At 56.5% G+C, this 24,064-nt stretch carries 24 protein-coding genes; 17 read left to right on the forward strand and 7 right to left on the reverse strand.

The window, feature by feature from the left end; genetic code table 11:
• The first annotated feature begins 17 nt into the window (after positions 1 to 17).
• From PH7735_RS06585 to PH7735_RS06595, 3 genes are all read left to right on the forward strand, one after another.
• A complete protein-coding gene (locus PH7735_RS06585; RefSeq protein WP_058310479.1) occupies positions 18 to 272 on the forward strand; it encodes a DUF6455 family protein in 255 nt (84 codons plus the stop codon).
• A 64-nt stretch (positions 273 to 336) separates the two neighbouring features.
• On the forward strand, positions 337 to 690 hold the full coding sequence (locus PH7735_RS06590; RefSeq protein WP_058311176.1) for a diacylglycerol kinase: 354 nt from the start codon (positions 337 to 339) through the stop codon (positions 688 to 690).
• Between the two features lie 119 nt (positions 691 to 809).
• Entirely contained in the window at positions 810 to 2,147 is a 1,338-nt protein-coding gene (locus PH7735_RS06595) for a hypothetical protein (protein WP_058310480.1), read from the forward strand.
• A 120-nt stretch (positions 2,148 to 2,267) separates the two neighbouring features.
• Here the strand turns inward: PH7735_RS06595 and rimO are convergent, their stop codons facing one another.
• Positions 2,268 to 3,674, reverse strand: coding sequence for a 30S ribosomal protein S12 methylthiotransferase RimO (gene rimO / locus PH7735_RS06600; protein WP_058310481.1), 1,407 nt, complete (start codon positions 3,672 to 3,674; stop codon positions 2,268 to 2,270).
• Positions 3,675 to 3,775: 101 nt separating this feature from the next.
• Between rimO and PH7735_RS06605 the strand changes: the two genes are divergently transcribed.
• The 3 genes from PH7735_RS06605 to PH7735_RS06615 all read left to right on the forward strand — a co-directional run bounded on the left by PH7735_RS06605 (position 3,776) and on the right by PH7735_RS06615 (position 7,867).
• Positions 3,776 to 5,704 (forward strand): AsmA family protein, encoded by a 1,929-nt coding sequence (locus PH7735_RS06605; RefSeq protein WP_058310482.1) that lies wholly within the window; start codon positions 3,776 to 3,778, stop codon positions 5,702 to 5,704.
• Between the two features lie 52 nt (positions 5,705 to 5,756).
• A complete protein-coding gene (locus tag PH7735_RS06610) occupies positions 5,757 to 6,926 on the forward strand; it encodes a multidrug effflux MFS transporter (RefSeq protein ID WP_233488275.1) in 1,170 nt (389 codons plus the stop codon).
• 191 nt (positions 6,927 to 7,117) lie between these two features.
• The gene (locus PH7735_RS06615) at positions 7,118 to 7,867 is read left to right on the forward strand and encodes a prephenate dehydrogenase (protein WP_058310484.1); all 750 of its coding nucleotides are present in this window, start codon (positions 7,118 to 7,120) and stop codon (positions 7,865 to 7,867) included.
• A 71-nt stretch (positions 7,868 to 7,938) separates the two neighbouring features.
• Here the strand turns inward: PH7735_RS06615 and PH7735_RS06620 are convergent, their stop codons facing one another.
• Complete coding sequence (locus tag PH7735_RS06620; protein ID WP_058310485.1) at positions 7,939 to 8,517, reverse strand: GcrA family cell cycle regulator; 579 nt, start codon at positions 8,515 to 8,517, stop codon at positions 7,939 to 7,941.
• 125 nt (positions 8,518 to 8,642) lie between these two features.
• Between PH7735_RS06620 and PH7735_RS06625 the strand changes: the two genes are divergently transcribed.
• Positions 8,643 to 9,443, forward strand: coding sequence for an ABC transporter permease (locus PH7735_RS06625; protein WP_058310486.1), 801 nt, complete (start codon positions 8,643 to 8,645; stop codon positions 9,441 to 9,443).
• A gap of 67 nt (positions 9,444 to 9,510) precedes the next feature.
• Here PH7735_RS06625 and PH7735_RS06630 read toward each other — a convergent pair whose 3' ends face one another.
• Both PH7735_RS06630 and PH7735_RS06635 read right to left on the reverse strand, forming a co-directional pair.
• Complete coding sequence (locus tag PH7735_RS06630; protein ID WP_058310487.1) at positions 9,511 to 10,215, reverse strand: NUDIX hydrolase; 705 nt, start codon at positions 10,213 to 10,215, stop codon at positions 9,511 to 9,513.
• A gap of 36 nt (positions 10,216 to 10,251) precedes the next feature.
• Entirely contained in the window at positions 10,252 to 10,629 is a 378-nt protein-coding gene (locus PH7735_RS06635) for a DUF983 domain-containing protein (protein ID WP_058310488.1), read from the reverse strand.
• Positions 10,630 to 10,894: 265 nt separating this feature from the next.
• On the opposite strand from PH7735_RS06635, the gene PH7735_RS06640 reads away from it, so the two are divergent.
• From PH7735_RS06640 to PH7735_RS06655, 4 genes are all read left to right on the forward strand, one after another.
• Complete coding sequence (locus PH7735_RS06640) at positions 10,895 to 11,416, forward strand: EF-hand domain-containing protein (RefSeq protein ID WP_058310489.1); 522 nt, start codon at positions 10,895 to 10,897, stop codon at positions 11,414 to 11,416.
• 71 nt (positions 11,417 to 11,487) lie between these two features.
• Entirely contained in the window at positions 11,488 to 12,072 is a 585-nt protein-coding gene (locus tag PH7735_RS06645; protein ID WP_058310490.1) for an RNA polymerase sigma factor, read from the forward strand.
• The gene (locus PH7735_RS06650; protein WP_058310491.1) at positions 12,065 to 12,454 is read left to right on the forward strand and encodes a hypothetical protein; all 390 of its coding nucleotides are present in this window, start codon (positions 12,065 to 12,067) and stop codon (positions 12,452 to 12,454) included. The genes PH7735_RS06645 and PH7735_RS06650 overlap by 8 nt, the downstream gene beginning before the upstream one ends.
• Before the next feature lie 3 nt (positions 12,455 to 12,457).
• Positions 12,458 to 12,970: a periplasmic heavy metal sensor gene (locus PH7735_RS06655; RefSeq protein ID WP_058310492.1), complete on the forward strand. Its 513-nt coding sequence runs from the start codon at positions 12,458 to 12,460 to the stop codon at positions 12,968 to 12,970.
• Between the two features lie 71 nt (positions 12,971 to 13,041).
• On the opposite strand, the gene PH7735_RS06660 is transcribed toward PH7735_RS06655, so the two are convergent.
• Positions 13,042 to 14,472, reverse strand: a complete 1,431-nt coding sequence (locus PH7735_RS06660; protein WP_058310493.1) for a diguanylate cyclase domain-containing protein — start codon at positions 14,470 to 14,472, stop codon at positions 13,042 to 13,044.
• 81 nt (positions 14,473 to 14,553) lie between these two features.
• Between PH7735_RS06660 and PH7735_RS06665 the strand changes: the two genes are divergently transcribed.
• The 6 genes from PH7735_RS06665 to PH7735_RS06690 all read left to right on the forward strand — a co-directional run bounded on the left by PH7735_RS06665 (position 14,554) and on the right by PH7735_RS06690 (position 21,028).
• Entirely contained in the window at positions 14,554 to 14,838 is a 285-nt protein-coding gene (locus tag PH7735_RS06665; RefSeq protein ID WP_058310494.1) for a DUF3572 domain-containing protein, read from the forward strand.
• Positions 14,839 to 14,932: 94 nt separating this feature from the next.
• Positions 14,933 to 15,625 (forward strand): HAD family hydrolase, encoded by a 693-nt coding sequence (locus PH7735_RS06670; protein ID WP_058310495.1) that lies wholly within the window; start codon positions 14,933 to 14,935, stop codon positions 15,623 to 15,625.
• A 204-nt stretch (positions 15,626 to 15,829) separates the two neighbouring features.
• On the forward strand, positions 15,830 to 17,392 hold the full coding sequence (locus PH7735_RS06675) for a trimethylamine methyltransferase family protein (RefSeq protein WP_058310496.1): 1,563 nt from the start codon (positions 15,830 to 15,832) through the stop codon (positions 17,390 to 17,392).
• Positions 17,393 to 17,558: 166 nt separating this feature from the next.
• On the forward strand, positions 17,559 to 19,319 hold the full coding sequence (locus PH7735_RS06680; protein ID WP_058310497.1) for a DUF4153 domain-containing protein: 1,761 nt from the start codon (positions 17,559 to 17,561) through the stop codon (positions 19,317 to 19,319).
• A 65-nt stretch (positions 19,320 to 19,384) separates the two neighbouring features.
• Positions 19,385 to 19,978 carry a heme NO-binding domain-containing protein gene (locus PH7735_RS06685; RefSeq protein ID WP_058310498.1) on the forward strand — a complete coding sequence of 198 codons (594 nt, stop codon included), beginning with the start codon at positions 19,385 to 19,387 and terminating at the stop codon, positions 19,976 to 19,978.
• 6 nt (positions 19,979 to 19,984) lie between these two features.
• Complete coding sequence (locus PH7735_RS06690; RefSeq protein WP_058310499.1) at positions 19,985 to 21,028, forward strand: diguanylate cyclase domain-containing protein; 1,044 nt, start codon at positions 19,985 to 19,987, stop codon at positions 21,026 to 21,028.
• Positions 21,029 to 21,080: 52 nt separating this feature from the next.
• Here the strand turns inward: PH7735_RS06690 and PH7735_RS06695 are convergent, their stop codons facing one another.
• Together PH7735_RS06695 and PH7735_RS06700 are read right to left on the reverse strand one after the other, a co-directional pair.
• Complete coding sequence (locus PH7735_RS06695; protein WP_058310500.1) at positions 21,081 to 22,310, reverse strand: lytic murein transglycosylase; 1,230 nt, start codon at positions 22,308 to 22,310, stop codon at positions 21,081 to 21,083.
• 80 nt (positions 22,311 to 22,390) lie between these two features.
• Positions 22,391 to 24,013, reverse strand: coding sequence for a L,D-transpeptidase family protein (locus tag PH7735_RS06700; protein WP_058310501.1), 1,623 nt, complete (start codon positions 24,011 to 24,013; stop codon positions 22,391 to 22,393).
• Between the last annotated feature and the right edge of the window lie 51 nt (positions 24,014 to 24,064).

Here is a 24,064-nt window from a genome sequence, read left to right on the forward strand (position 1 = left end):
CACCGAGAGGCAACACCATGGGTATCTTCAAAAAACTGGACGATCATTCGGATCTGATGGGCAAAATGTCTGACAAGGTCGGCGTAGACTGGGCCGAGAAAATCTCGGAACACCCTGAAATGGCGCGCCAATATCGCACCGCCGTCATGACCTGCACCCAATGCAAAAGCGTTGGCGAATGCAAAGGCTGGCAGGCCACGCATGACCACGCAGATGCGGCGCCGGACTATTGCCTGAACAAGGACCTTCTGGCCCAGCTTGCGGCCGATTGATCCCGATCGCCCCCCTTGCATCAGAAATCGCCTTCGGCCCATCCTCTGGGCCGGAGGGGACTTGATCACTTTCCTGAAACGTTTGCGCCTTCGGGCGATCTGGAGCTGGGCCGGTGTTGTACTGGCCTGGAAGGAGGAACATTCCTTTCGCTCTTGGGTCTGGGCCAATCTGGTGTCCGGTGGGTTGGCCTTCTGGTTGCCCCTTGAAACAGCCGAGCGCGCCCTGATCTTGGCACTCGGCGTTCTTGTTCTGGCGGCGGAACTGTTCAACACCGCCATCGAACGCGCGGTTGATTACATCTCTGAGGAACCGCACCCGCTCGCTGGCCAAGCCAAAGACGCCGGCAGCGCCGCCGTGGCAGTCACCGCCGTCGCAGCAGGTGTGGCATGGGTGGTCGTGTTGTTGGGGCTTTTCTAACGAACCTTCGGTCGGCTTTAACCGAAATTGCCTCTATCTCTCAAGATTGAGATATTTCACCTTTTGATTGATTTTGAAGGAGGTCTCATTCTACCTTGGAGGTAATTTTGGAGAGTATTATGACGAGACCAGATTATTTGATTCAAGGCGAACCTTCTCGCTTATTCCCAGTTCTAGCGACGACATCCAAAGAAGGGCGAACGACTTCGATAGTCTTGGCATGTATGACATTGATTCACGAATTTGGGGCCGAGTTGCTGAGTTCTCTTGGTCAAAGAATTGGTGTTCGAAGTCGTCTTGAAACGTTTACCGAAGTTGTTTTCAAAGGCCAAAAGTTGGACACGAAAAATCGACCTGATGGTTTGATTATTCTTAAAACAGGCGGTCGAGAATGGAAGGCGATGATCGAGGCGAAAGTTGGCAATAACCCCATCACCGCTGAGCAAATTGAAAAGTACAGAGAGATTGCAAAAGAACACAAGATTGATTGTGTAGTTACCATTTCCAATCAGTTTGCGACCACTCCAACGGCTCATCCAGTAGAAGACGTTCGTAAAAGTAGGTCTAAGATCCCTGTTTATCACTGGTCCTGGATGTACATTCGTACGATGGCTGATTTGTTGATCAGAAATGAAAACGTAGAAGATGATGACCAGAGTATCTTGCTAAAAGAACTCATTAGGTTCCTGACCCATGAAAGTGCAGGGATCAAGGGCTTTGACAGGATGCCTCCAGAATGGAGCGAACTAAATCGCCATGTCTCGGCTGGTGGAAAAATATTGGCTAAGTCGCCCGAAGCCATTGCTGTCATTGAAGCATGGCATCAAGAAACAAAAGATTTGTCTCTTATTCTCAGTCGGGACACAGAAACAATTGTTCGGCAAAGATTGTCACGAAAACATATGAATGATCTGGTTGAGCGCCAAAAAGAAGAGCTGCGACTATTACGAGAAAACCATCAGTTGAAGTTAAGCTTGGACATCCCAGATGCTGCTGCACCTTTAGAGGTAATTGCAGATCTCAATCGCAGGGCCTTAGAAGCGGGCATGACGCTAAGGGCACCAGAGGATAAAAAATCTTCAAAGGCTCGACTGAATTGGTTGCTTAGGCAGATTAGAGCTGAGTCCGATGCTGATGTTTATGTTCGCTTTTGCTGGCCAGGTAGGAGTGAGGACACAACACATTCTTTGGCCGACTTAAGGGCTGATCCTGATCTATGTGAAAAAGACAAAAATGGCCTGCAAGTAGTGAGTTTTCACATTTACATAACGAAAAGATTGGGCGGCAAATTCACTCAACAAACGAACTTCATCGTAGAATTAGAACAGCTCGTGCCATTCTTTTACAAAGAGATTGGGCAAGACCTAAATGTTTGGCGAAAACCGGCTCCACGAATTAAGGAAACGGCTGCTAAAGATGATTTTGTAGAACCTCTAAATGAGGATGATGCTGAATAGGATTTAGTTTCGGCCGCCACGGTGAAATGGCGGCCCGATTGGGGTCAAACCCTTTTGTACAAAACGGACAAAGGCCCCAGAATTTTTGTACAAACCGAAAGGTTTAAGGTACGCGGCGGGTTAGGGGCGCAGGGCACCCCAGAGGTCATATTCGCCCGCTTCGTCAACCTCGACCGTCACGATATCCCCGACGCTCAGACCCTCGGTGCCTTCATCGATGAACAGGTTTCCGTCGATTTCCGGCGCGTCGGCCTTGGTGCGGCAGGTCGCGATGCCGTCATCGTCGATGTCGTCGACAATCACATCCATGACCTGTCCAACCTTGGCTTCCAGCTTAGCTTCAGAGATGGCCTGTGCCTTCTCCATAAAGCGGTCCCAGCGGTCTTGTTTGATCTCTTCGGCCACATGATCCGAAAGGGCGTTTGACCGTGCGCCATCGACATTTTCGTATTTAAAACAACCCACTCGGTCCAGTTGTGCTTCGTCCATCCAGTCCAGAAGGTGCTGGAACTCGGCCTCGGTCTCACCGGGATAGCCGACGATAAAGGTCGACCGCAGCGTGATGTCCGGACAGATCTCGCGCCACGCGGCGATCTCGGTTAGGGTCTTGGCTGTGTGGGCAGGGCGCGCCATGCGTTTGAGCACATCAGGGTGCGAATGCTGGAACGGAATATCCATATAGGGCAGCAGCGCATTGTCAGGATCCGCCATCAGCGGGATCAGGTCGCGCACATGCGGATAGGGATAGACATAGTGCAACCGCACCCACAGGTCCTTGGCGTTTCCAAGTTGTCCAAGTTCGCGTGACAAGTCTTTGATATGGCTGCGAACTTCCCCCTCTTTCCACGGGTTCATGTCGTATTTGCGATCCAGACCATAGGCAGAGGTGTCCTGCGAGATCACCAGCAGTTCACGCACGCCATTATCAACCAGCTTTTCCGCCTCTCGCAGGATGGCGTGGGCCGGACGGCTGGCCAGTTTTCCGCGCATGTCAGGGATGATGCAGAACTTGCACTTGTGGTTGCAACCTTCTGAAATCTTTAGGTAACTAAAGTGTCTGGGCGTAAGACTGACGCCGGTTGCGGGCAGCAGGTCAATGAACGGGTTCGGATCGGGTGGCACGGCGCCATGCACAGCGTCCAGCACCTGTTCGTATTGGTGCGGGCCGGTCACGGCGAGCACTTTGGGATGCGCGCCGGTGATGTATTCGGGTTCCGCCCCGAGGCACCCCGTCACGATAACCTTGCCGTTTTCCTGAATCGCTTCGCCAATCGCCTCAAGGCTTTCGGCCTTGGCACTGTCAAGGAACCCGCAGGTGTTCACGATCACCGCATCCGCACCGGAATAGTCGGGCGAGATGCCATACCCCTCGGCGCGCAGACGGGTCAGGATGCGCTCACTGTCAACAAGCGCCTTGGGACAGCCCAAGGACACCATACCGATGGTGGGTTGGCCGGGACGGGCGGCTTCCTGTGCCACGCGGGCATTGGCGAGATCGGGGCGAAGTTCTGGCGGATTGCTGGTCATGGCGCGGATATAGGGGATTGAGGCGCATTTGGGAATTGCTGAATTGCCTGTGCGGATTTGTAGGCATAGGCTGATCTTCAAATCAGTGGTGTGAGGTTCCCATGCGTTTGATCCGTGTGTTGTTGATGGTGGTCGTTGTTGTGTGCGTCGGGCTTGTGGCGCTTGTGCTGGTGCTTCCCGGGGAAAAGATCGCGCGGATCGCGGCGGATCAGGTCAAGGCGCAAACCGGTCGTGATCTCAACTTTGAGGGCGACGTCGGCATCAGCTGGTATCCGGTTTTGGGCATCTCGACGGGGGCTGTGACCCTGTCGAATGCGGATTGGTCCACGGAAGGCCCGATGTTGACGGCAGACAGTCTGGCGATTGGTGTGGATGTGGCTGCGTTGGTAACGGGCGATATCCGCATCAAAAAGGTCGAGGCCTTACGCCCGGATGTGGTTCTCGAGGTTGATGCCGACGGGCGGGCGAACTGGTCGTTGTTCCCAGAAACGGCCGCAACGGACACGCCAACCACGACCGAGGACACACCAGCATCGGGTGGATTGTTTCTTGAGAAACTGACGATCAAAGACGCGCGCCTACGCTATGTCGAGGCAGGCACTGCCGTGTTTGATATGGCAAACAGCGATGTCTCTCTGGACTGGGCCGCGCCGGACGAACCTGCCGATGTCACGCTGATTCTTCGTCCGGCTGGGCAAGACATCACTGTGTCCGCGCGGCTGGCTGATCTGCCGGCCCTGCTTGGCGGCGAGGTGGCGGCGCTTTCGGCGGATGTCACGGTGGCGGGGGCCACGTTGGCGTTTGACGGGCGCGCGGGGCTGGATTCACAAGCCGCTGGTCAGCTAACGGCGGATGTGCCCAATCCCGATAAGGTGTTAAAGGCACTGGGGCAGGCTGCCAGCGGGCAGATAGACCCGTTCAACCTGCGTGGCCAGGTCACACTGACAAAAGAGGGCCAGCTGAGCCTGAGAGACACCACAGTCATGGCTTTGGGCAATACCCTGACCCTGCAGGCGGATGTCTTCACAGACGGCGAACGGCCCAAAGTGAACGCCCAGATTGCGGCGGGTGTGTTGGACCTGTCATCCTTTGCACAGCCGGCAGAGGCGGATGTGCCGGCGCAAAGCGCAGACAACAGTTGGTCAAAAGAGGTGATTGATGCCTCTGCACTTGGTCTGGTCGACGGGTCAATTGCGATTGCCGCTTCCGGGATTGATCTGGGAGATCTAACGCTGGGCGCGTCCCGTATGGCGGTGTCGATTGACCGGTCACGCGCGGTGTTCGCCTTGCAGGATATCTCGGCATATGGGGGCAAGGTCACGGGCGAATTTGTTGCAAACAACCGCAACGGGCTGTCTGTCGGAGGCAAAATCCGCGCCGATAATGTCGAGATGAAAACCCTTCTCAGCGATGCGATGAAAATTTCCCGTTTCGCAGGAAAGGCAACCGCGCAGGCTTCGTTTCTGGGGGTCGGTAACTCGGTCTATGACATCATGAATACGCTCAAAGGCAGTGGATCTGTGGATGTGGGGCAGGGCACCATATCGGGGATCGATCTGGACCGGCTGTTGCGCAGTGGCGTTTCCGGAGGCGGGACAACGGTATTTGACAGCCTCTCGGCCACATTGCAGATCGAGCAGGGCGTTCTGAGCAATGATGACCTGTTGCTGGATTTGCCCAGCGTTCAGGCCAAGGGAGAAGGTGTTGTCGGTCTTGGGCAACGCACGTTGGATTATCTGTTTACACCCCAGATCAAACGCGATGACCAGCAGGGGCTGGCAATTCCCGTGCGCATCAATGGCAGCTGGGATGATCCGAAAATCCGACCACAGCTGGACAAAGCGCTTGGGGTTGATCTCGAGGCGGAAAAAGAACGCCTGAAAGACGAGGCCGAAACGCGCGCGCAACAGGAAATAAGCGAACGGCTGAACTTGCAACCGGAAGTGGGGCAGTCCACAGAGGACGCAATAAAGGATTCTCTGGAAGACAAGGCGAAATCCAAACTTCTGGAGCTGCTTGGAGGTGACTGATGCGACACCCTGAAAGGCCGTTGTGCTAAAGGCGGCGCAAACGCCCCCCCGTTTGTCAACGTTGATTGTACTGACGGCGGTTTCCATTCTTACCCTGAATATGTTCCTGCCTTCGTTGAACCACATGGCGGTGGAATTTGGCGTTGATTATGCCTTGGTGAACCTGTCGGTCGCCGGATACCTCGCCGTGACGGCGGTGCTTCAATTGATCATGGGGCCTTTGTCGGACCGGTTCGGGCGTCGGCCCGTTCTGTTGATCGGGTTTGCGATTTTCATTCTGGCCTCGGTCGGGTGCTTTTTGGCGACCGATATCTGGGTCTTTTTGGGGTTTCGGCTGTTGCAGGCTGCGGTGATTGCAGGTGCGGCGCTGTCGCGGGCGGTGGTGCGGGACATGGTGCCAGCCCAGGAAGCCGCCGCCATGCTGGGGCATATCGGCATGGTGATGGCGCTCGCTCCGATGCTCGGGCCCAGTTTCGGGGGGCTCTTGGATCAGATGTTTGGCTGGCGCGCCTCGTTTGCGGTCTTTGCAGGTCTTGGAATTGCGATGTTCGCGCTGGTCTGGACAGATCTTGGAGAGACCAACAAAAATCCGTCTGCCACCTTTACAGCGCAGTTTCGCAGCTATCCCGAGCTGGTGCGCTCCCGCAGGTTCTGGGGCTATGCCTTGTGTTTGGCGTTTTCGGTCGGCGCGTTCTATTCGTTCTTGGGCGGCGCCGCGCTGGTGTCCGCGATCGAGTTTGACCTGACCACGGCCCAGGTCGGCATCGGAATGGGGTCCATCACGGGGGGCTTTGCCTTCGGGAACTTTCTGTCGGGCCGTTTGGCGCGCAAATACAGTCTTGCCATGATGATGATCTTTGGCCGCTTGGTGGCTTGCGGCGGTCTTGCTGCCGGGCTCGTTCTTGTGCTGAGTGATGTGATCTCTGTCTGGAGCTATTTTGGAAGTGTCGTTTTTGTTGGCATCGGCAACGGGTTGACCCTGCCTGCTGCGAGCGCTGGCGCAATGTCGGTGCGACCGGAACTCGCAGGAAGTGCCTCGGGGTTGTCCGGTGCTTTGATGGTTGCGGGAGGCGCTGTTCTGACCTCTGTCACAGGTACGATTCTGACGCCGGACAACGGCGCGTGGCTGCTTTTGGCGATCATGTTCGGGTCTGCGGGTGCCGGGTTGATCACCGCGGTTTACGTGCACCGGATTGATCTGCGCGAAGGGCCGACCGCTTGACACCATGCCCGTGCACGTGTCAGTCAGGCGCCATGACACGTACATGCCTCATCAACACAGTGTATTATACCCTGACCACATAAGTGGCGGGGTCTTTGAGATGTTCAACCGCCGCAGCGCCGGAGGTTGAACGATAAGAGGCATTTCATTCCTTCGGTAACGCGGCCCTTGACGAAAAAGGGGAGCCTGCCATGGGGTCTCGACGAGAAAAGACACAGACGCTTGGCCTGATCGGTTTTGGCGCATTTGGTCAGCTTGCAGCCCGAACGCTTGCAGCGCATTTCGACATTCGGGTTTGTGATCCGGCACGCGCGCATACCACGCTGCCCTGTGGGCGGTCCTTGCGCATGACGACGCTGGAAGACGCCGCAGGGTGTGATGTGGTGGTGCTGGCGGTGCCTGTCGCGCGCTTGCGGCACCTGTGTGGTGTGATCGCGCCCATGTTGCGCAAAGGTGCGCTTGTTCTGGATGTGGGGTCGGTCAAGGTGCTGCCTGTGCGCGTGATGCGCGAGGTTTTGCCTGCTGACGTTGATATCGTGGGCACGCATCCTTTGTTTGGTCCGCAAAGTGCCGCCTCTGGCGTGCAGGGGCACAAGATCGTAGTGTGCCCTGTGCGAGGAGACCGCCACAGGCAGGTCGCAGCCTTTTTGCGGCATTTGGGGCTTCAGGTGATCACTGACACGGCAGATGCCCATGATCGCGAACTCGCCGTGGTGCAGGGGCTGACCCACCTTATTGCCAAGGTTCTGGTCGGGTTGGGACCTTTGCCGGACCGGATGACCACGGCAAGTTTTGACCTGCTGCGCGAGGCGGTGGATATGGTGCGAGACGACCCGCCAACCGTTCTGCATGCCATCGAGGTGTCCAACCCCTATGCCGCCACAGTGCGCGAGGCCTTTTTTACAGGCGCGTCCGAGTTGCAGCAGCGGCTTGATATGTGACCCGTCGACAATGAAAAAACCCGCAGCCGGTGGGCTGCAGGGTCAAATTCATGTTGGTCTCGGCAGGCGGTTTAGCGTTTGCGGTCGCGACGCGATGACATTGGCTGGAACGCGACGCCAACATGGGCTTCGCAATAGGGCTTGCCTTGTTGGACGGGAAGGCCGCAGAACCAGAATTCTTCGGTTGCCGGATCACCAACGGGCCATTTGCAGGTACGCTCGGTCAACTCCATCAATGACAGCTTTTTGGCGGTCTTTTCGACTTCGTTTACCTTGGCAAGCGCCTCGGGGCTGATTTCGTTTGCCGAGGGCTGTGGCGGCAGGGGCTGGCCGGCAGGAATGATCGCGCGGCGTGCAGGCGCACCCGTCGCATCGCGTGCAACGGCGGGCTCGGTCTTGGGTTCGGGCTTGGGCTCTGGCGCCGGTTTGGGCGCGGCGGCCTTGGGCTTTGGCGCGGCTTTTGGCTTGGGCTCTGCCTTGGGCTTGGCATCCGCTTTGGTCGTGTTGCGGTTCGACAGACCAAGGCGGTGCACCTTGCCGATCACCGCATTCCGGGTCACGCCACCCAGTTCTTTTGCGATCTGGCTGGCCGACTGGCCTTCGCCCCACATTTTTTTAAGAAGTTCTACGCGCTCGTCAGTCCACGACATTCGTGATTTCCTTGGGTAAAAGCGATCTACATGGGATCGCCTCGTTTTTCCGGGTCAGGGGCCTATTCTAATCACCCCAGTCCGAGTTACAAGGCCGAGAATCAGCTATTGGGAGCCTCGGGCACATGAATCAGGTGGAAATGGGCGTACGCCGCTTTGGCCGGGTGAACTGGTTGGGGCTTTACACCCTCGCAAAACGCGAAATTCTGAGATTTGCGGTTGTCTGGACACAGACCCTTTTGGCCCCACTGGTGACGGCCGGGTTGTTCCTGATGATCTTTACCATCGCGATCGGGCCGAACCGCGGCGATGTGATGGGCGTGCCGTTTGCGCATTTTCTGGCCCCCGGCATTTTGATGATGACTGTGATCCAGAACAGTTTCGCAAATACCTCTTCGTCTTTGGTGATTTCCAAGGTTCAGGGCAACATCGTCGATACGTTGATGCCGCCTCTTGCGCCGCTTGAAATCGTTCTGGGGTATCTCGCTGGCGGGATTACACGTGGGCTGATGGTGGCGGTTGCGATCTCGCTCGGGCTGGTCGTGTTTCTCGGGATGCATGTTGCGCATCCTTTGATCCTGTTGATGTTTATCCTGTTGGGCGGAGCTTTACTGGGCGCGGTGGGGATCCTCGCTGGGATTTTTGCCAACAAGTTCGACCAGATGGCCGCGATAACCAACTTTATCGTAACCCCCTTGGCGTTTCTGTCAGGCACCTTTTATTCGGTGACGGCATTGCCTCCGGTTCTGGAAACGGTGTCACGTTTTAACCCGATCTTTTATCTGATCGACGGCGCACGTTATGGATTTATCGGTGTTTCGGACAGCTCACCCGCTCTGGGATTGGTCGTTGTCGCGGGCGCCACTGCGATGTTGGTCGCTGTCTCGTGGGGGATGCTGCGCACAGGCTATCGCCTGAAAAGCTAAGATCGCGGTTTTTCGGGAAATAAATGAAGAAAGGTTGGCCCCATCCTGAATGGGACCAGCCGGTGCTTTAGTCTTCGCGCCAGTCGGGCATACGGCCCTTGAGCTGCAAGAACATGCTGGTTTCATCGTCATTGCGGAAAAAGGGCACTGTTTCCGGTGGCTGCCGGTCATGCAGGCGCGCCTCGACTTCGGCCAGAACGACCTCGGTGATGAAGGGCAGGTCGAATTCGCGCGCCTTTTTCATCGGTATCCATTGCAGGTGCGAAAGCTCGTCACAGGCGTGACTGAAATCATCCGGATCACTTGCGATTTCGTCGGCATCCAACAGGAAGAACCTTGCATCGAACCGGCGCGGACGCCCCGGAGGGGTGATGGCCCGGAACACGAACTGTAACGCATGCGCAGAGGGCAGGTGCCCGGTGGCGGCAAAACTGACCCAGTCTTCGGGCGGCGGCATGTCCCATGATCCGGGTTGCCCGAGGATCAAGCCGGTTTCTTCCCACAATTCTCGCACCGCCGCGACACCCAGCGGATGCACCAATGCGGCTTCGGCCTGTTCGCAGAGGCGTTCGCGGCAAAGATCCGGCATCGGTGTTGCAAGCGGAATGTCGGCATCGGCGGTATCGACCGCGCCACCCGGAAAGACGAATTTGTTTGGCATGAAGGCCGCTTTGGCCCCGCGCTGTCCCATAAGAATATGGGGATCACTTTCGCGATCCCGCAGCACAATCACTGTCGCCGCGTTGCGGATTGCCGTTTTATCTACGCTCATAGTCCCTCCCTCAAGACCAGAGTGACACGGGATTGTTCAAAACCCGTGCATCCGTCGCGCCCACTGAAAGGCGATGACGGCCCCTTTAAGTCTTGGCAGAAGGTAGAGCGACAACGCCACGCAGCCAACCGCAAAAATGGTAAACATGATCAAAGGCTCGGGATGCAACGTCACAAAAACCATATGCAGCAACGGCGCCATGATGTGTCCCACGATCAGGATCGTAAGATAGGCAGGGCCGTCATCAGCCTTTTGTGGTGTAAAGTCTTCCCGGCATACAGAACATGTCTTCCTCACCTGCAGGTACCCTTTTAGCAAAGGGCCACTTCCGCAATTGGGGCATTTGCTCCGCCACCCTCTTAACAAAGAAGGGCCGAGCGGACGATCTGCTTCCGCTTCCATAGTATAAATCATTTCTTCCTCGCGAGTCCCGTCACGAAGATGGGAACAGATGATGCGCTTTGAAAAGATGACAAGACCGCCCCGCGTCCCGATGTCGCAAATCTGGAGGGTGAAATGCCCCTTCTAGGCAGGGAATGGCAGCAGACTGCGTGATATCGATATGATTTTTGGGGTTTGAAACTTTTTTGAATGCTCTGCGACGGAAACTCGGATGCCGCGCGTTTTAGTTATCGAAAGGCGGACGATGATCCGGCCTTGTTGAGTAAAGGAGAAGCAGATGAAACGTGCGATGTTTATGACAGGTGTTCTTGCCGCAGCTTTGAGTGTGACCGCTGCAGGTGCATGGGCGATGGACAAGGAATGTGGTCCCAAGGGGAAGCACGGTCCGCGTCACATGATGAACTTTGAAGAGATCGATGCCAATCAGGACGGCAAGATCACTCAGGACGAGCTGGACGCATTTGCCAAAGCCCGCTTTGACAAGGCCGACACGGATGGTGACGGCATGCTGAGCGCGGAAGAGATGCAGGCCAAGGCCACCGAGAACATGAAAAAGCGTGCCGAAAAGCGCAGCGCCAAAATGCTCGAGCACAAAGATGCCAACGGCGACGGCAAGTTGAGCTTTGAAGAAATGCAGTCCAAAGGCAAAAAGCGTGGCGGCAAGATGATCGAAAAAATGGACACCGACAATGACGGTGCCGTTTCGAAGGAAGAGTTTGAAGCTGCCAAGGCCAAGATGGAAAAGCGTCACGGCAAGAAAAAGGGTGCATGTGACAAGGCCCCTGCAGAAGACAACTAAGTCGTTAACATTTGGATCGAGTGGTCATTGGGATTGCTCGGTCCATAACAAAGGGCTAGTCCGGACGGATCATGCTAATGCCTTTGGATGCACAAGTTGACATACCAGACGATGCCTTGCTGGTGCTCTATGCAAATGGGGACCAGTCTGCTGCGCGGATTCTGACCCTGCGCCTGACACCAAAGGTGTTTGGCCATGCCTTTCGCATGCTGGGTGACCGCGCCGAGGCCGAAGATGTGACACAGGACGCGTTGATCCGGCTTTGGAAGATTGCGCCGGAATGGCGGCAGGGCGAGGCCAAGGTCACAACCTGGCTGTATCGTGTGGTGGCCAATTTATGCACCGATCGTCTGCGAAAGGTGCGCGGGGTCGATATCGACTCGATCCCCGAACCCGAAGACGACAGCACCGGTCCCGCAGAAACGTTGCAGGACAAGGCCCGTGTGGATGCATTGCAGGCGGCCTTGAACGAATTACCTGAACGCCAGCGACAAGCGGTGGTGTTGCGCCATATCGAAGGACTGAGCAATCCCGAGATAAGCGAAATTATGGACATTGGTGTCGAAGCAGTCGAAAGCTTGACGGCACGGGGAAAACGGGCGTTGACCAAAGCCTTGGCCGGGCGACGCGCAGAACTGGGGTATAGCGATGACTAATACGGAACGCGATGAAATGATGCTGGACGATCTGTTTCAGGTTGCTGCTGCTGACCCGAAACTTGACCCTTCGTCTGAACTGCTGGCGCGTGTGATGGCGGATGCCGAACATTTGCAGCCCGCACCCCATGAGTTGAACACTGGTCCCGAACAGGTCAAACTCGGGTTGTTTGCCCAGATGGTGCAGGTGCTTGGCGGTTGGCGGCCCATGGCAGGGCTCGCGACGGCAGCGGTTACAGGGTTGTGGATCGGGTTTTCCGCGTCCAGCTCTTTGGCCCCACAGGGGCTGACCGGTTTGGTCAGTGATGACAGCACCTATTACCTGACCTATTTTGACGACGGCTTTGGCGAAAGCCTTGGCGACTTGGCAGAGGATGGCTAAGACATGACCCCTGAAACAAAACCAAACAAAGGCACGTCGCGCGGCAGACGCATTCTGTTGATTGCGTCGCTTGGCCTGAACATCCTTGTGCTTTTTGTTGTGATAGGAGCGGCCGTCGGAATCCAGCGGCATGGCGGACCTCCGCGGTCGTCATCGATGGACGGACCCGGAGCGGTTTATGTGCGTGCCCTCGAATTTGACGACAAACGCGCATTGGGCCGTGAAATCCGAAAGGCCCAGCGTGAGTTGAAAGTGAACCACAAAGAAGATCGCGTGCTAATCGAAGACATGGCCAGCGTGCTGCGCAGCACACCGTTTGATGCCGAGATGCTTAAATCTGTGCGGGCCACTTTGAACGAGAAATCAGCACTGCGCCGTCAGGTGGCTTTTGATGTCTGGCTGTCCTATGTCGAAGAGATGTCTGCCGAAGACCGCGAGGCCTATGCGGACCGTATGCTGGAGGTTCTTGAGAAAGGGCCACGCAAGTATAAAAAGGACAAACCTCCGCGGGATTGATCCTGACAGGGTAAGAAATGCCCAAAAGGACGCTGCCTTCACATGAAGACGCGTCCTTTTTTGTGTCTGACTTATCCCATGCCGCTTGCGGGCCGGGTTGTTGATTGGCGGAAAGTGACCTGATCACGCCCTGTCGCCTTGGCGCCGTAAAGGGCCTGATCCGCTTGGTCGAGCAGTATTCCGGTCACATCGGTGTCCGGATGGTCCGCCAGATCGCGCGGAAGGTCGCTGACCATCCCCATTCCGATGCTCATGGTCACGTTCACCTGAAGATCACGCCCTTTGAGGATAACAGGGCTGCGGCGCACTGTTTCGCAGAGGGTTTCTGCCGTGCGCCGCGCCTGTGAGGTTGCCACGAATGGCAGCACGATCAGGAACTCTTCCCCCCCGATCCGCGCGATCAAATCGGTTGAGCGCAAGGCCGCGCGCATTCTGTCCGCCATCTGCCGCAGAACTTCGTCCCCAACAGCGTGCCCATACCTGTCGTTGATCCGTTTGAAATGATCCAGATCGGCAACCATCACGGCCATGTCACGTTGATCATCGCGGGATTGCGAAATCATGCGCCCCAGCTGGTGCAGGGCATAGCGGCGATTAAACAGCCCTGTCAGCGGATCCGTGACCGCGGCCTGCAATCCGTCGTGGACCGTGCGGTCCAGCTTTTCGCGCAGGCGTTTCTGTTTGATAATCGTTGCCAGCCTCAGGGCCATCTCTTCGGCGTCAAAACCGTGAGCCATGATCGCATTGGCGCCCAGATCCAATGCGTCGATCAAAGACCGGTCGCAGCGGTTTTGAAGAACAACAAGAACACCACAGTGACGATTGCCGGTATGGGCGCGAATTTCGGCCAGAAAGCGCAGGCCCTCATCAGGGCAATCGTGATCAATTGCGATCACAAAGGCATCCGCAACCGTCGCATTCGGTGCCTCTTTCAAAGCGGATTTTGGCGAATAATGCTGCATCGCATAGGGTACCAGGGGTTTCAGACGCGACCGCCAGCGCAGCCCCAGAGATCCGTCTTGAGATACAAAGATCACCTGTGCCCTGCGTTCGAATTCGGGGCGTGCCTGTTCGGAAAATCCCAAGGCACGGGTGGTGCGTTCCCGCAGGCGCAACTCTTCCGAGGCTTCGCGTGCACGCAAAATCGCCCGTATGCGGGCGTTCAGTTCCTGATCGTGGATGGGTTTTTGCAAGATGTCTTCGGCGCCCGCAGAGAGCGCAGTCAGGCGCAGAGACCGCGTCATTTCTGATGTCAGGACAAGGATCGGAATAGGCAGGCCGGGGCGGATACGTGCCAGCGTCCTGCATTGTTCAATACCCCCGCCGTCCGAGCAGTTTTCAGCGCATAGAACAATCAGGTCCGGCGGGTCCTGCCGGATGTGGGATATGGCGTCCTTCAACGTGCAAGCCTGGCTGACGCTATAAAAAGCGCTGGAAAGCTTGACCTTTAGCACGATCCGATTGGTCGGGACGCTGTCGAGGACCAGAATTTTTCCGGGCATTGGGATACCTCGGCGCTTGCCATTGGGTTGATTCAATTTGTATGCGCATTGGTTAAGAAATGATTTCGAAAGTGATGAAAAATGTCTCTATCGCAAGATGCCGCCGAAACATTGGCCCTCAAGGCCCTGGCGTGGCTGGTGAACAATGACGAGTTGATGCCTGTCTTTATGGGGGCGACCGGCGCGTCTGTTGACGACCTCAAGGCGCGGGCAGGCGAGACAGAGTTTCTGGCATCTGTTCTGGGCTTTCTGACCATGGACGACGCTTGGGTCGTCAGCTTTTGCGATGCGATTGGCGAAGACTACACCACACCGATGATGGCACATCAGGTCCTGATGGGAGAGGCCGGACGCCACTGGACCTGAGGACCGCGTGACATGGAACTGTCATGCACTTGTGTCAGAGGGCGCAAACCGGCACTGTGCCGATACCATTAAAAAACGAAATTTGAGGTGAAGCATGCGGGTGGATGGATTGTTGTTCGACAAGGACGGCACGCTCTTTGATTTCGGGGCGACGTGGAACACGTGGGCCGCCCATATGATCCGGTCACATGCCGGAGAGGATGACGCTCTGGCCTATAAGATCGCCGATGAGATGGATTACGATCTTGATGCGGGTACCTTTCTGCCGCACAGCCTTATTATTGCGGGGACAAACCGCGATGCAGCCGAGGCTGTGGCACGGGCGTTGCCGGACGCCGATGTGGAGGCCTTGGAAAACCAGTTGATGCTGGCCGCGTCCCGGGCGCCTTTGGTGCCGGCTGTGCCGCTTGCGCCCTATCTTGACGGGTTGGCCCAAAAGGGGCTGCGCCTTGGGGTGATGACCAACGACACCGAATACGCAGCGCGGGCGCATTTGAACAGCGCTGGCGTGGCCGAGAAGTTTGACTTTATCGCCGGCTTTGACAGCGGATACGGGGCGAAGCCGGATCCTGATCCTCTTTTGGCATTTGCAGACCAGATGAAGCTGTCACCGAAACGCGTGGCGATGGTAGGCGACAGCACCCATGATCTTGTGGCGGGACGGGCCGCAGGCATGCAGACGATTGCGGTGCTCACAGGGATGGCAACGGCCGAAGAGCTGCTACCGTTTGCGGACGCGGTTTTTGCCAATATCGGTCACATAACGGATTGGGTCAGCGCAGGTTAAATCCCGCGAGTGGGCACTCTGACGACTGACTTTTGAACGGAATTTGCAAGGCGCGCCTGATGGTGCGCCTTTTCTTTTGGCACGTGTATTTGTCTGCATCCTTCATGCGTTCATCCAAAAGCGACAGACTTTGTCGCAGAGTGTCAACTTGTCGCCGAAACTGTGGTGTTTGCTCAAACCGAACGCGAGCGGAAGGAGACCGGTATGAGCGACACAGGTGGACGCAGACGGCGCGGCGGTGGCCGCGCGGGCAATTCGGCACGACGCAGCAGCGCAGGCGCGATAGAGCAAATGCCATGGCGGCTTCCTGTCAATACCGACAGGCCGACAGAACCGCTGCGAGAAGAGGGTGTAAATGCGATCCACGATGGCGCGATGCGTATCCTCGAAGAAATCGGTATCGAGTTTTACAATGAAGAAGCCAAAAGCCTTCTGAAAGAGGCTGGGTGCACCGTTGACGGTGACAACGTCCGCATGGGGCGTGATTTCGTGATGGAAATGGTGGGCAAGGCCCCGTCAAGCTGGACCATGACCCCGAGAAATCCGGATCATAAGCTGGTGATGGGGGACAACCATATTCTGTTTGGCAATGTATCGTCGCCACCAAATTACTGGGACATGGAAATTGGGCGCAAAGTGCCCGGCACGCGCGAAATGTGCGCCAACATGTTCAAGCTGTCGCAATACTTCAACTGTATCCACTTTGTCGGTGGCTATCCTGTGGAGCCACAGGACATTCACGCCAGCGTCCGGCATCTGGACGTGCTGTATGACAAGCTGACCCTGACCGATAAAGTTGCGCATACCTATTCTTTGGGAAAGGAACGGGTTGAAGACGTGATGGAGATGGTTCGGATCTCGGGCGGATGGACGGACGAGGAATTCGAAGCCGGCCCGAAGATGTACACCAATATCAATTCGACGTCGCCTCTCAAACATGACGAACCCATGATGGATGGTTGGATCCGGCTTGCACGGCGCAATCAGGGGCTTGTCGTGACGCCCTTTACCTTGGCGGGTGCGATGGCACCGGTCACAATGGCGGGCGCTGTGGCGCAGTCATTGGCCGAAGGGTTGTGTGCCGTGGCACTGGCACAGTGGATCAGACCCGGCGCAGCCTGTGCCATCGGGACCTTTACCTCAAACGTCGATATGAAGTCAGGTGCACCGGCCTTTGGCACGCCAGAGTACATGCGGGCCACCCAGATGACGGGGCAAATGGCGCGGTTCTACGGGCTTCCCATGCGGGCAAGCGGCGTGTGTGCGGCCAATGTGCCTGACGGGCAGGCGATGTGGGAAACCTCGAACAGCCTGTGGTCCGCGGTGCAGTCGGGGGCCAATATGGTCTATCACGCCGCGGGTTGGCTGGAAGGCGGGCTGATCGCGTCCCCGGAAAAGTTTGTCATGGACTGCGAAGTGTTGCAGATGATCCAACGCTACATGGAGCCCGCTTTGACCGCGACAGGGCCGGACGATATTGCCTTGGATGCGATCAAGGACGTCGGCAACGCAGGCCACTTTTTTGGCATCCAGCACACGCAGGATCGTTACACCACCGCGTTTTATCAGCCGTTTGTCTCGGACTGGCGCAACTTTGAAGCGTGGGAAGAGGCGGGCGCGGTCTGGACGCCGGAGCGGGCGCATCACATCTACAAGGAAATCATCAACAGTTTTGAAGCGCCACCAATGGACGAAGCCATTCGCGAAGAGCTGGCTGACTTTGTGGCACGTCGCAAAGCCGAGGGCGGGGCACCGACAGACTTTTGAGACCCTCTCTGGACTGAAACAAAGGCGCCCCCATCGGGGCGCCTTTTGTGTTTGCGGACCGCATTTGTCGATCTCCAATTGTATTTTGCCAGATCAAATTGATCGGTTTGCCCTGTAAACTCTGCACAATCCTGCTTACATTCCAGACAAGTAGACGGGGACACTCATGACGACTCAAGATGCGCAAGTGACCAGCGGTCGCGCCACAATGGCAGTTGTTGGCGGCATGACCGGACTGGCGATCTGGGCAATGTTTGACATCTTGCCGGACATCCTGACCAATCCGCATCTGTTTGCCACGGTGCTGGCGATGGGGTGCGGGTTTGTTGCGGTGATGCTGGCGATTGTTGGGCCTGTCCAGATCCCGCGTGCCGCCATGGGGGCAGCAGCGTTGTCGATTCCGGCCGCCATGATGCTCGGTTGGGGCAGTCTGCGGTTCGAGACCGCCGAAACCTTGTGGGAAGACAGTTTACTTATTCAGGCATGGGGATTGTTCCTGTTTATCGGGACGCCGTTTGCAGCCGCCTATGTGAGCGACAAGACTTACTGGCGCAAATACGAAAAACTGTTTGATTATTCTTGGGCGATTGTCGTGCGTTACACGGCGGCGTGGATGTTTGTCGGGGCCTTCTGGCTGCTCGTTTTTCTGTCGAATGCCTTGCTGAATATCGTCGGGATCTCGGCAATCGAGACAATCCTGGATTATGATCCTGTACCGTATGTTCTGACCGGCGCCGTCTTGGGGGTGGCTTTGATGGTCGGCTACGAAATGCGCGATTATCTTTCTGCATATCTGGTTTTGCATCTGTTGCGTCTTTTGACGCCCGCGATGCTGGCTGTTGTTGTTATTTTTGTTGGCGCCCTTCCGTTTCAGGACCCCAATGCCCTTTTTGGCGGGTTGTCACCTGCGGGGACATTGCTGGCCGTTGTGGCGGGCGCGGTGTCGCTGATCAGTGTGTCGATCGACAAAAACGAAAGCGAAGCCGTTTCAAACCGGTTGATGCGGCTGTCCACAGAGGGGCTGGCGCTGTTGTTGCCGGTCTTGGCCGGCTTGATTGTCTATTCCGTTTGGTTGCGGGTCGCACAACACGGCTGGACACCAGCCAGGCTGGCCTCGGCGGTATTGGGGCTGTTTGCCGTGGCCTATGGTGTTTTTTATGTCTTGGCGGTGTTGCGTCGCAAACAGTGGATGGCCCGCATTCGCAAAGCCAATATGGTGATTGCGCTTGCGATGATGGTGGCCTGTTTGATCTGGATGTCACCGGTCCTCGATGCCCAGCGGATTGCGACGAACAGTCAGGTTTCACGCTATCTTGACGGCAAATCACGACCTCAGGACGTGCCCATCTGGGAAATGGTGCATGAATGGGGGCTTGCTGGCGCTGCGGGGGCTGCGCAGTTGCGGGCGCTTGAAGGCGAGGAACATGCAGAACTGCGGGAAGCGGTTGGTTTTGCGAGTTCAACCGGCAAACGTTATATCTTTGAACGCAAAAGCGAAGATGTCCTGCGTGAAGACCGTGTCGGACGGTTGGTCGAGGTGATCACGCTTGTGGCCGAAGGGGTTGAGCTTGACCGCGAGTTGTTGACCAACCTGCCGGATTTCCGGTTGCAGGATTGGCTGGTGTCCTGTGAACGCGAGCATGATCCGGGATGCGTGTTGGTCCTCGGGGAATTTGATCCCGCCTCGGATGGGCAAGAGGGCATGATCTTTTTGCCCGGAAGTGGCGAAGGCTATGAGGCCGTGAGTGTCGCCGTCCGTTTTGGTGCGCTTGAGGCCGCAGGACCCATTCGGGACGGGACAACCGGTGCGCCGGTGCGGCTGTCACAGGATCAGGTCAATCAGGTTTTGGCCGGTGATTTCCGCCTTGCCCCAAGCCGGCGCAAGGCGCTTTGGCTGGGGGATATCGAACTGCTTCCGCAAAATTGAAGATATTGGGAAAATCTTAAACCTCGTCTTGGCATAGTCATTCCGGCAACGAACGGAACGACGTTATGCATGGTTTGATAAACAGGGCAATTCAGTCATTTGTCTGCGATACCTACGGGCGTGCGCGGTGGCGGGACGTCACCCGCAAGGCGGATCTCGAATTTACAGAATTTGAGGCGATGCTGCAGTATGACGATGCCTTGACCGAGGCGGTTCTGACCGCTTCTGAACAGGTTTTGGGCGTGCCCCGCGAAACGGTGCTTGAGGATATTGGAACCTATCTGGTGTCCCATCCCAATGTCGAGGCGTTGCGGCGTTTGCTGCGGTTTGGCGGTGAGACCTTTGTTGAATTCCTGCATTCTCTGGATGAGTTACCGGATCGGGCGCGTCTTGCGGTGGATGACCTGCATTTGCCGCAGATGGAGCTTCAGGAACACAGTTATTCCTGTTTCAGTCTTGTTTGCACCTATCCCAAACCGGGGTTCGGACATGTAATGATGGGGGTCCTGCGGACCTTGGCGGATGATTACGGGGCCTTGGTGTTTCTTGAATATCGCGAGCAAAATCCCGGTCGCGGGGCGGAAATCGTCGATGTCACCCTGTTCGAAAGCGCCTTTGCAGAAGGGCGCAGCTTTGAACTGGGGCCCGCTGCCGGATAGGAAATCATGCCAAGAATTCAAGAGATATGCGACATGCTCGAGGCGTTTTGCCCGATGCACGTGGTGCTGGACAAGACCGGGCACATCAAACACGCAGGGCCAACTTTGCGAAAGCTGATGCCGGATGAAACTGTTGTCGGCAAGCGGTTCCTTGAAGTTTTTGAGCTGATGCGTCCACGTTCGGTGAATACGATGGCACAGTTGCGTGAGGTTTCTGGGCAACGATTGCGGGTTCGCAAACGATGCGCCCCACAGACGATCCTGAAGGGGGGGCTGGTCAACATTGAAACCGAAGAGGTGTCGGTGATTAACCTGTCTTTCGGGTTTTCGGTCATGGAGGGCGTGCGGGATTACGCGCTGACCAGCGCCGATTTTGCCGCGACGGATTTAACAATCGAGATGTTGTACCTGATCGAGGCCAAATCTGCCGCGATGGAAGCGTCGCGCAAATTGAACCAGCGCCTGCAAGGCGCGATGATCGCCGCAGAAGAACAGGCCTTTACGGATACGCTAACGGGGCTGAAGAACCGCAGGGCGCTTGATATGATCCTTGCACGATGGCTTGAATCCGGACGCCCGTTGGTGGTGGCGCAGATGGATTTGGACTATTTCAAAAGGGTGAACGACACCTTCGGCCATGCCGCAGGGGACCATGTGCTTCAAACCGTGGCGCGCATTCTTGTTGAAGAAACGCGTGAAGGGGATTGCGTGGCACGCATCGGCGGGGATGAATTTGTGCTGCTACTGTCGGGGGCACTATCGGACAAAAAGCTGGCTGGCTTTGCAAACCGTGTGATCGCGCGGATCGAGAAACCGATCCCGTTTAATGCTGACGAATGCAAGATTTCGACATCGCTGGGGTTTGCACCATCCGCGACAACTGCTGGTCTGAGTGCGGAAACCCTGTTGGTTCAGGCCGATACCGCGCTCTATGATGCAAAAAGGCGGGGGCGTGCACAGCACCGGGTCTATACTCCGGAAATGGACCTTGCCGTGCCTCCGGAAAAGGGCGACGCCCCTGTGGCTGAACAGTCAGACCCGCCAAATTAGCCTGACGTCTTAAATCTCGTTTCACCGCGATCGCTGAGGCCCGACCAGCCCTTCATTTGAGAGCCGATTTCATCCTCTTTTCCGGAAAACAGGTCGCAGGCTGGCCATTGGCCTCTTGCCAACGCCCGATCGAGCGGCGCGTTTTGAAACCCGGTAATCCGTCTGCACCGCCGACATCGTGTCCCTGCCGTTCCAAGGCGCGCTGCATTTTGGCGACATCGGACCTGTAGAGCCCGCCAACAGGGGCCCAACCGGCGGAAAAATCACCGACGTTGTATTGGATGCGGTCTCCGACGTGCCCGACAAAAAGAGCGTATAGATCGCTTTTGTTGTATTCTTTCAGAACATAAAAGTTGGGGGTCACGACAAAGGCCGGACCGCCGCGTCCTGCGGGCATCAAAAGAAATCCTTCTTTGCGGGCTTCTGCCTTGGGGAACGGCTTTCCTGAAACGCGAGTGATCCCGAGATTGGCCCAATCGGAGATCCGTTTGCCTTGATCCGGACCTTCCAAGGTACAAGACACGCTGGCCGGAACCCGAACTTCAAAGCCCCAGTCGCGGCCCTTTTTCCACCCGTGTTTGTTCAGATAGTTTCCAATCGAGGCGATTGTGTCGGCCTCGGATGCCCAGATATCGGCGCGCCCGTTGCCATCGCCGTCCACCGCATAGGCCAGAACATTCGATGGCATGAACTGTGGTTGTCCCAAGGCACCGGCCCAACTGCTTTTCAGGCGTCCCTTTGGCGCAGAGCGGCTGTTGACCACTTTCAAAGCTGCGATCAGTTCGTCCGTGAAATAGGGGGCGCGGGTGCTCATGAACGCCTTGGTGCCCAAGACCTCGAACGCGTCATGCGGGATATTCACACGCCCATACCCGCTTTCGCGTCCCCAGATTGCGAGGATGATCCGGCCCGGCACGCCGGTCTTTCTCTCGGTGCGGGAAAGGGCCTTGGCGTGACGTTGTGCCATTTGTTTGCCAACGCGGTTGGCGCCCTGCACCGATCCGGCGGAAAAGTATTTTCCGGGCGAGCCGAATTCGGCCTGGCGTTGTTGGCGGGGACCGCTTTGACTGCTGCCCGGAGGAACAAGGTCGGGCAGTTTCCAGTTCAGGCTTACGCCCTTGAAGGCCGCATTAAACGTAGTGCGCGATACGCCGGCGGCGCGGGCCTTGGGCCAAAGCGTTTTGTCCAGCCAGCTTTGGAACTGTTGTTCCACCGCCGCTTTGTTCTGTGCGATTGCGGGTGTGACGATGAGACAGAAACACAAAAACAGAATACGAAACATGGGGCGGACGCCTTTGCAAAGCCGTGACAGGATAACGGTATCCTAGCCAAGGAAGCGGCCACGTCACCAGAGAAAGCGCCTTACTTGTTCAAAGCGTCAAGGATTTTGGTGTCTCTATCATAGAGGTCTTCCCGGAATTGCACGGCGTCCCCATCCACCCAGGCGGTCCAATAGGTCAACAGAACGGGCACGGGTTGGGGCAGGGGGATGCGCGTGGTTTGTCCACTTTCCAGAATGGATTGCAACCTGCTTTCGGACCAGTCCGGATCCCCTTCCATCAAAAGGTTGGCGAACTCGAACGGGTATTCGACCCGTACGCAGCCAGAGCTGAGGTTGCGTTCATTGCGATTGAACAGATCGCGATTGTCAGTGTCGTGCAGATAGACAGAATGTGCGTTGGGAAACATGAACTTGATCTGTCCCAAGGCGTTGTTGTCACCGGGTTTTTGCATCAGGGTAACCGGCGGATTTGAGGCGGACCAATCAACAGATGACGCCGGAATGACGGTGCCATCGCGCGTTTTCACGACATACCCGTTGCGCGACAGATAGTTTGGATCTTTGCGGATGCGCGTTAATTTGTCTTTGCGGAAAATCGAATTGGGCACGGTCCACGTCGGGTTGATTTCCATGTACTGGATATTGTCGCGAAACACTGGGGTCTGGCGATATTGTGTGCCTGTGACCGAGCGGGTGATCCACACTTCATCGCCTTTGGCATAATATGTTTGCCCGCCCGCGATGTTCACCAGAACATAGTCATCTTCGAGGTCCCGCATGATCCAGCGCGCGCGTTCAAGGCTGAGGCGGATTTGATTGACCCGATCATCCGCGCTTCGGTTCAGCGCAACAAATGTTTTGGGCCCGATCACACCGTCGGCCTCAAGACCGTGACGGGCCTGAAAGACCTTCATGTCTGCAACGAGGTTCTGGTCATAGACCCAGCTGGCCGGCTCTCCGGTGTCTGGTGCGGGCGGCAGAATTTGACCCGCGTTCAAGGCAAATTCCCCGGCCAGCCTATAACGCAAGGCATTGACGGCTTCGTCCACCATGCCGGGTTTTAGCGTGGTTGTGTCCGGAACCTGCGGCCACCCGCCAGTTGAAGCGATGTCACGATAGTAGGCAAGCGCGCGCATCAGGCGACTGTATTGCGGCGCCTTCAGCAGAACCTGATCCATCAAGGCGGTGATGCCGTCGCCTTCCAGAAATGCATTGACGACTTGCGGCGGGTTTTGTTGCAAAACCAACCGTTCAAAGTTCCAGTTCCCATCCAGTTTGGCGGGGTCGACTTTGCCGAAAATGGAATAGTTCAATAGCTTGGCAACAGCATCGCTGGCCAAAATATCATACGTCGCAATGTCGCCAGCGTTTTGCGTTGATTGCGCCTTTGCATAGGCCGCTCTGAGGTCATCGATATGAAAATCTTGGGCCCGAAACCCCTGGGCGATGCCACGATCCAGTTCGGCAAAAAGCGCAGTTGCAGTCGTGTCATCGAACCAAGCGGGCGCATAAGACCGGAGGGCATAGAATTCGGGAATAAACACCGAGGCGGTGATTTCGCTTTGTGTCACGGCCGCTGTGCCAGCCGTCAAGGTTGTGACCCAGCTTTCCAGCTGTTGTTCGACCTGACCTGCATGCACATACGTCGCAGAAACCGCCAGTGTTACAGACAATAACGCCGCGCGGATTGTTCTTCTTGTCATATCGCATGCTCCCCCAGTGTTTCAGGGCTTGGCGCCCTGATCACCAGAGTA

Source organism: Shimia thalassica (assembly GCF_001458215.1).
Taxonomy (GTDB): domain Bacteria; phylum Pseudomonadota; class Alphaproteobacteria; order Rhodobacterales; family Rhodobacteraceae; genus Shimia; species Shimia thalassica.

Bases quoted from the DNA above. Each gene is read 5' to 3' on its own strand.
- PH7735_RS06695 (WP_058310500.1), bottom strand. From the start codon at position 22,310: ATGTTTCGTATTCTGTTTTTGTGTTTCTGTCTCATCGTCACACCCGCA.
- PH7735_RS06635 (WP_058310488.1), bottom strand. From the start codon at position 10,629: ATGATTTATACTATGGAAGCGGAAGCAGATCGTCCGCTCGGCCCTTCT.
- PH7735_RS06690 (WP_058310499.1), top strand. From the start codon at position 19,985: ATGCCAAGAATTCAAGAGATATGCGACATGCTCGAGGCGTTTTGCCCG.
- PH7735_RS06680 (WP_058310497.1), top strand. From the start codon at position 17,559: ATGACGACTCAAGATGCGCAAGTGACCAGCGGTCGCGCCACAATGGCA.
- PH7735_RS06620 (WP_058310485.1), bottom strand. From the start codon at position 8,517: ATGTCGTGGACTGACGAGCGCGTAGAACTTCTTAAAAAAATGTGGGGC.
- PH7735_RS06665 (WP_058310494.1), top strand. From the start codon at position 14,554: ATGTCTCTATCGCAAGATGCCGCCGAAACATTGGCCCTCAAGGCCCTG.
- PH7735_RS06685 (WP_058310498.1), top strand. From the start codon at position 19,385: ATGCATGGTTTGATAAACAGGGCAATTCAGTCATTTGTCTGCGATACC.
- PH7735_RS06645 (WP_058310490.1), top strand. From the start codon at position 11,488: ATGCTAATGCCTTTGGATGCACAAGTTGACATACCAGACGATGCCTTG.
- PH7735_RS06605 (WP_058310482.1), top strand. From the start codon at position 3,776: ATGCGTTTGATCCGTGTGTTGTTGATGGTGGTCGTTGTTGTGTGCGTC.
- PH7735_RS06660 (WP_058310493.1), bottom strand. From the start codon at position 14,472: ATGCCCGGAAAAATTCTGGTCCTCGACAGCGTCCCGACCAATCGGATC.
- PH7735_RS06615 (WP_058310484.1), top strand. From the start codon at position 7,118: ATGGGGTCTCGACGAGAAAAGACACAGACGCTTGGCCTGATCGGTTTT.
- PH7735_RS06655 (WP_058310492.1), top strand. From the start codon at position 12,458: ATGACCCCTGAAACAAAACCAAACAAAGGCACGTCGCGCGGCAGACGC.
- PH7735_RS06650 (WP_058310491.1), top strand. From the start codon at position 12,065: ATGACTAATACGGAACGCGATGAAATGATGCTGGACGATCTGTTTCAG.
- PH7735_RS06700 (WP_058310501.1), bottom strand. From the start codon at position 24,013: ATGACAAGAAGAACAATCCGCGCGGCGTTATTGTCTGTAACACTGGCG.
- PH7735_RS06585 (WP_058310479.1), top strand. From the start codon at position 18: ATGGGTATCTTCAAAAAACTGGACGATCATTCGGATCTGATGGGCAAA.
- rimO (WP_058310481.1), bottom strand. From the start codon at position 3,674: ATGACCAGCAATCCGCCAGAACTTCGCCCCGATCTCGCCAATGCCCGC.
- PH7735_RS06630 (WP_058310487.1), bottom strand. From the start codon at position 10,215: ATGAGCGTAGATAAAACGGCAATCCGCAACGCGGCGACAGTGATTGTG.
- PH7735_RS06640 (WP_058310489.1), top strand. From the start codon at position 10,895: ATGAAACGTGCGATGTTTATGACAGGTGTTCTTGCCGCAGCTTTGAGT.
- PH7735_RS06670 (WP_058310495.1), top strand. From the start codon at position 14,933: ATGCGGGTGGATGGATTGTTGTTCGACAAGGACGGCACGCTCTTTGAT.
- PH7735_RS06675 (WP_058310496.1), top strand. From the start codon at position 15,830: ATGAGCGACACAGGTGGACGCAGACGGCGCGGCGGTGGCCGCGCGGGC.
- PH7735_RS06595 (WP_058310480.1), top strand. From the start codon at position 810: ATGACGAGACCAGATTATTTGATTCAAGGCGAACCTTCTCGCTTATTC.
- PH7735_RS06625 (WP_058310486.1), top strand. From the start codon at position 8,643: ATGAATCAGGTGGAAATGGGCGTACGCCGCTTTGGCCGGGTGAACTGG.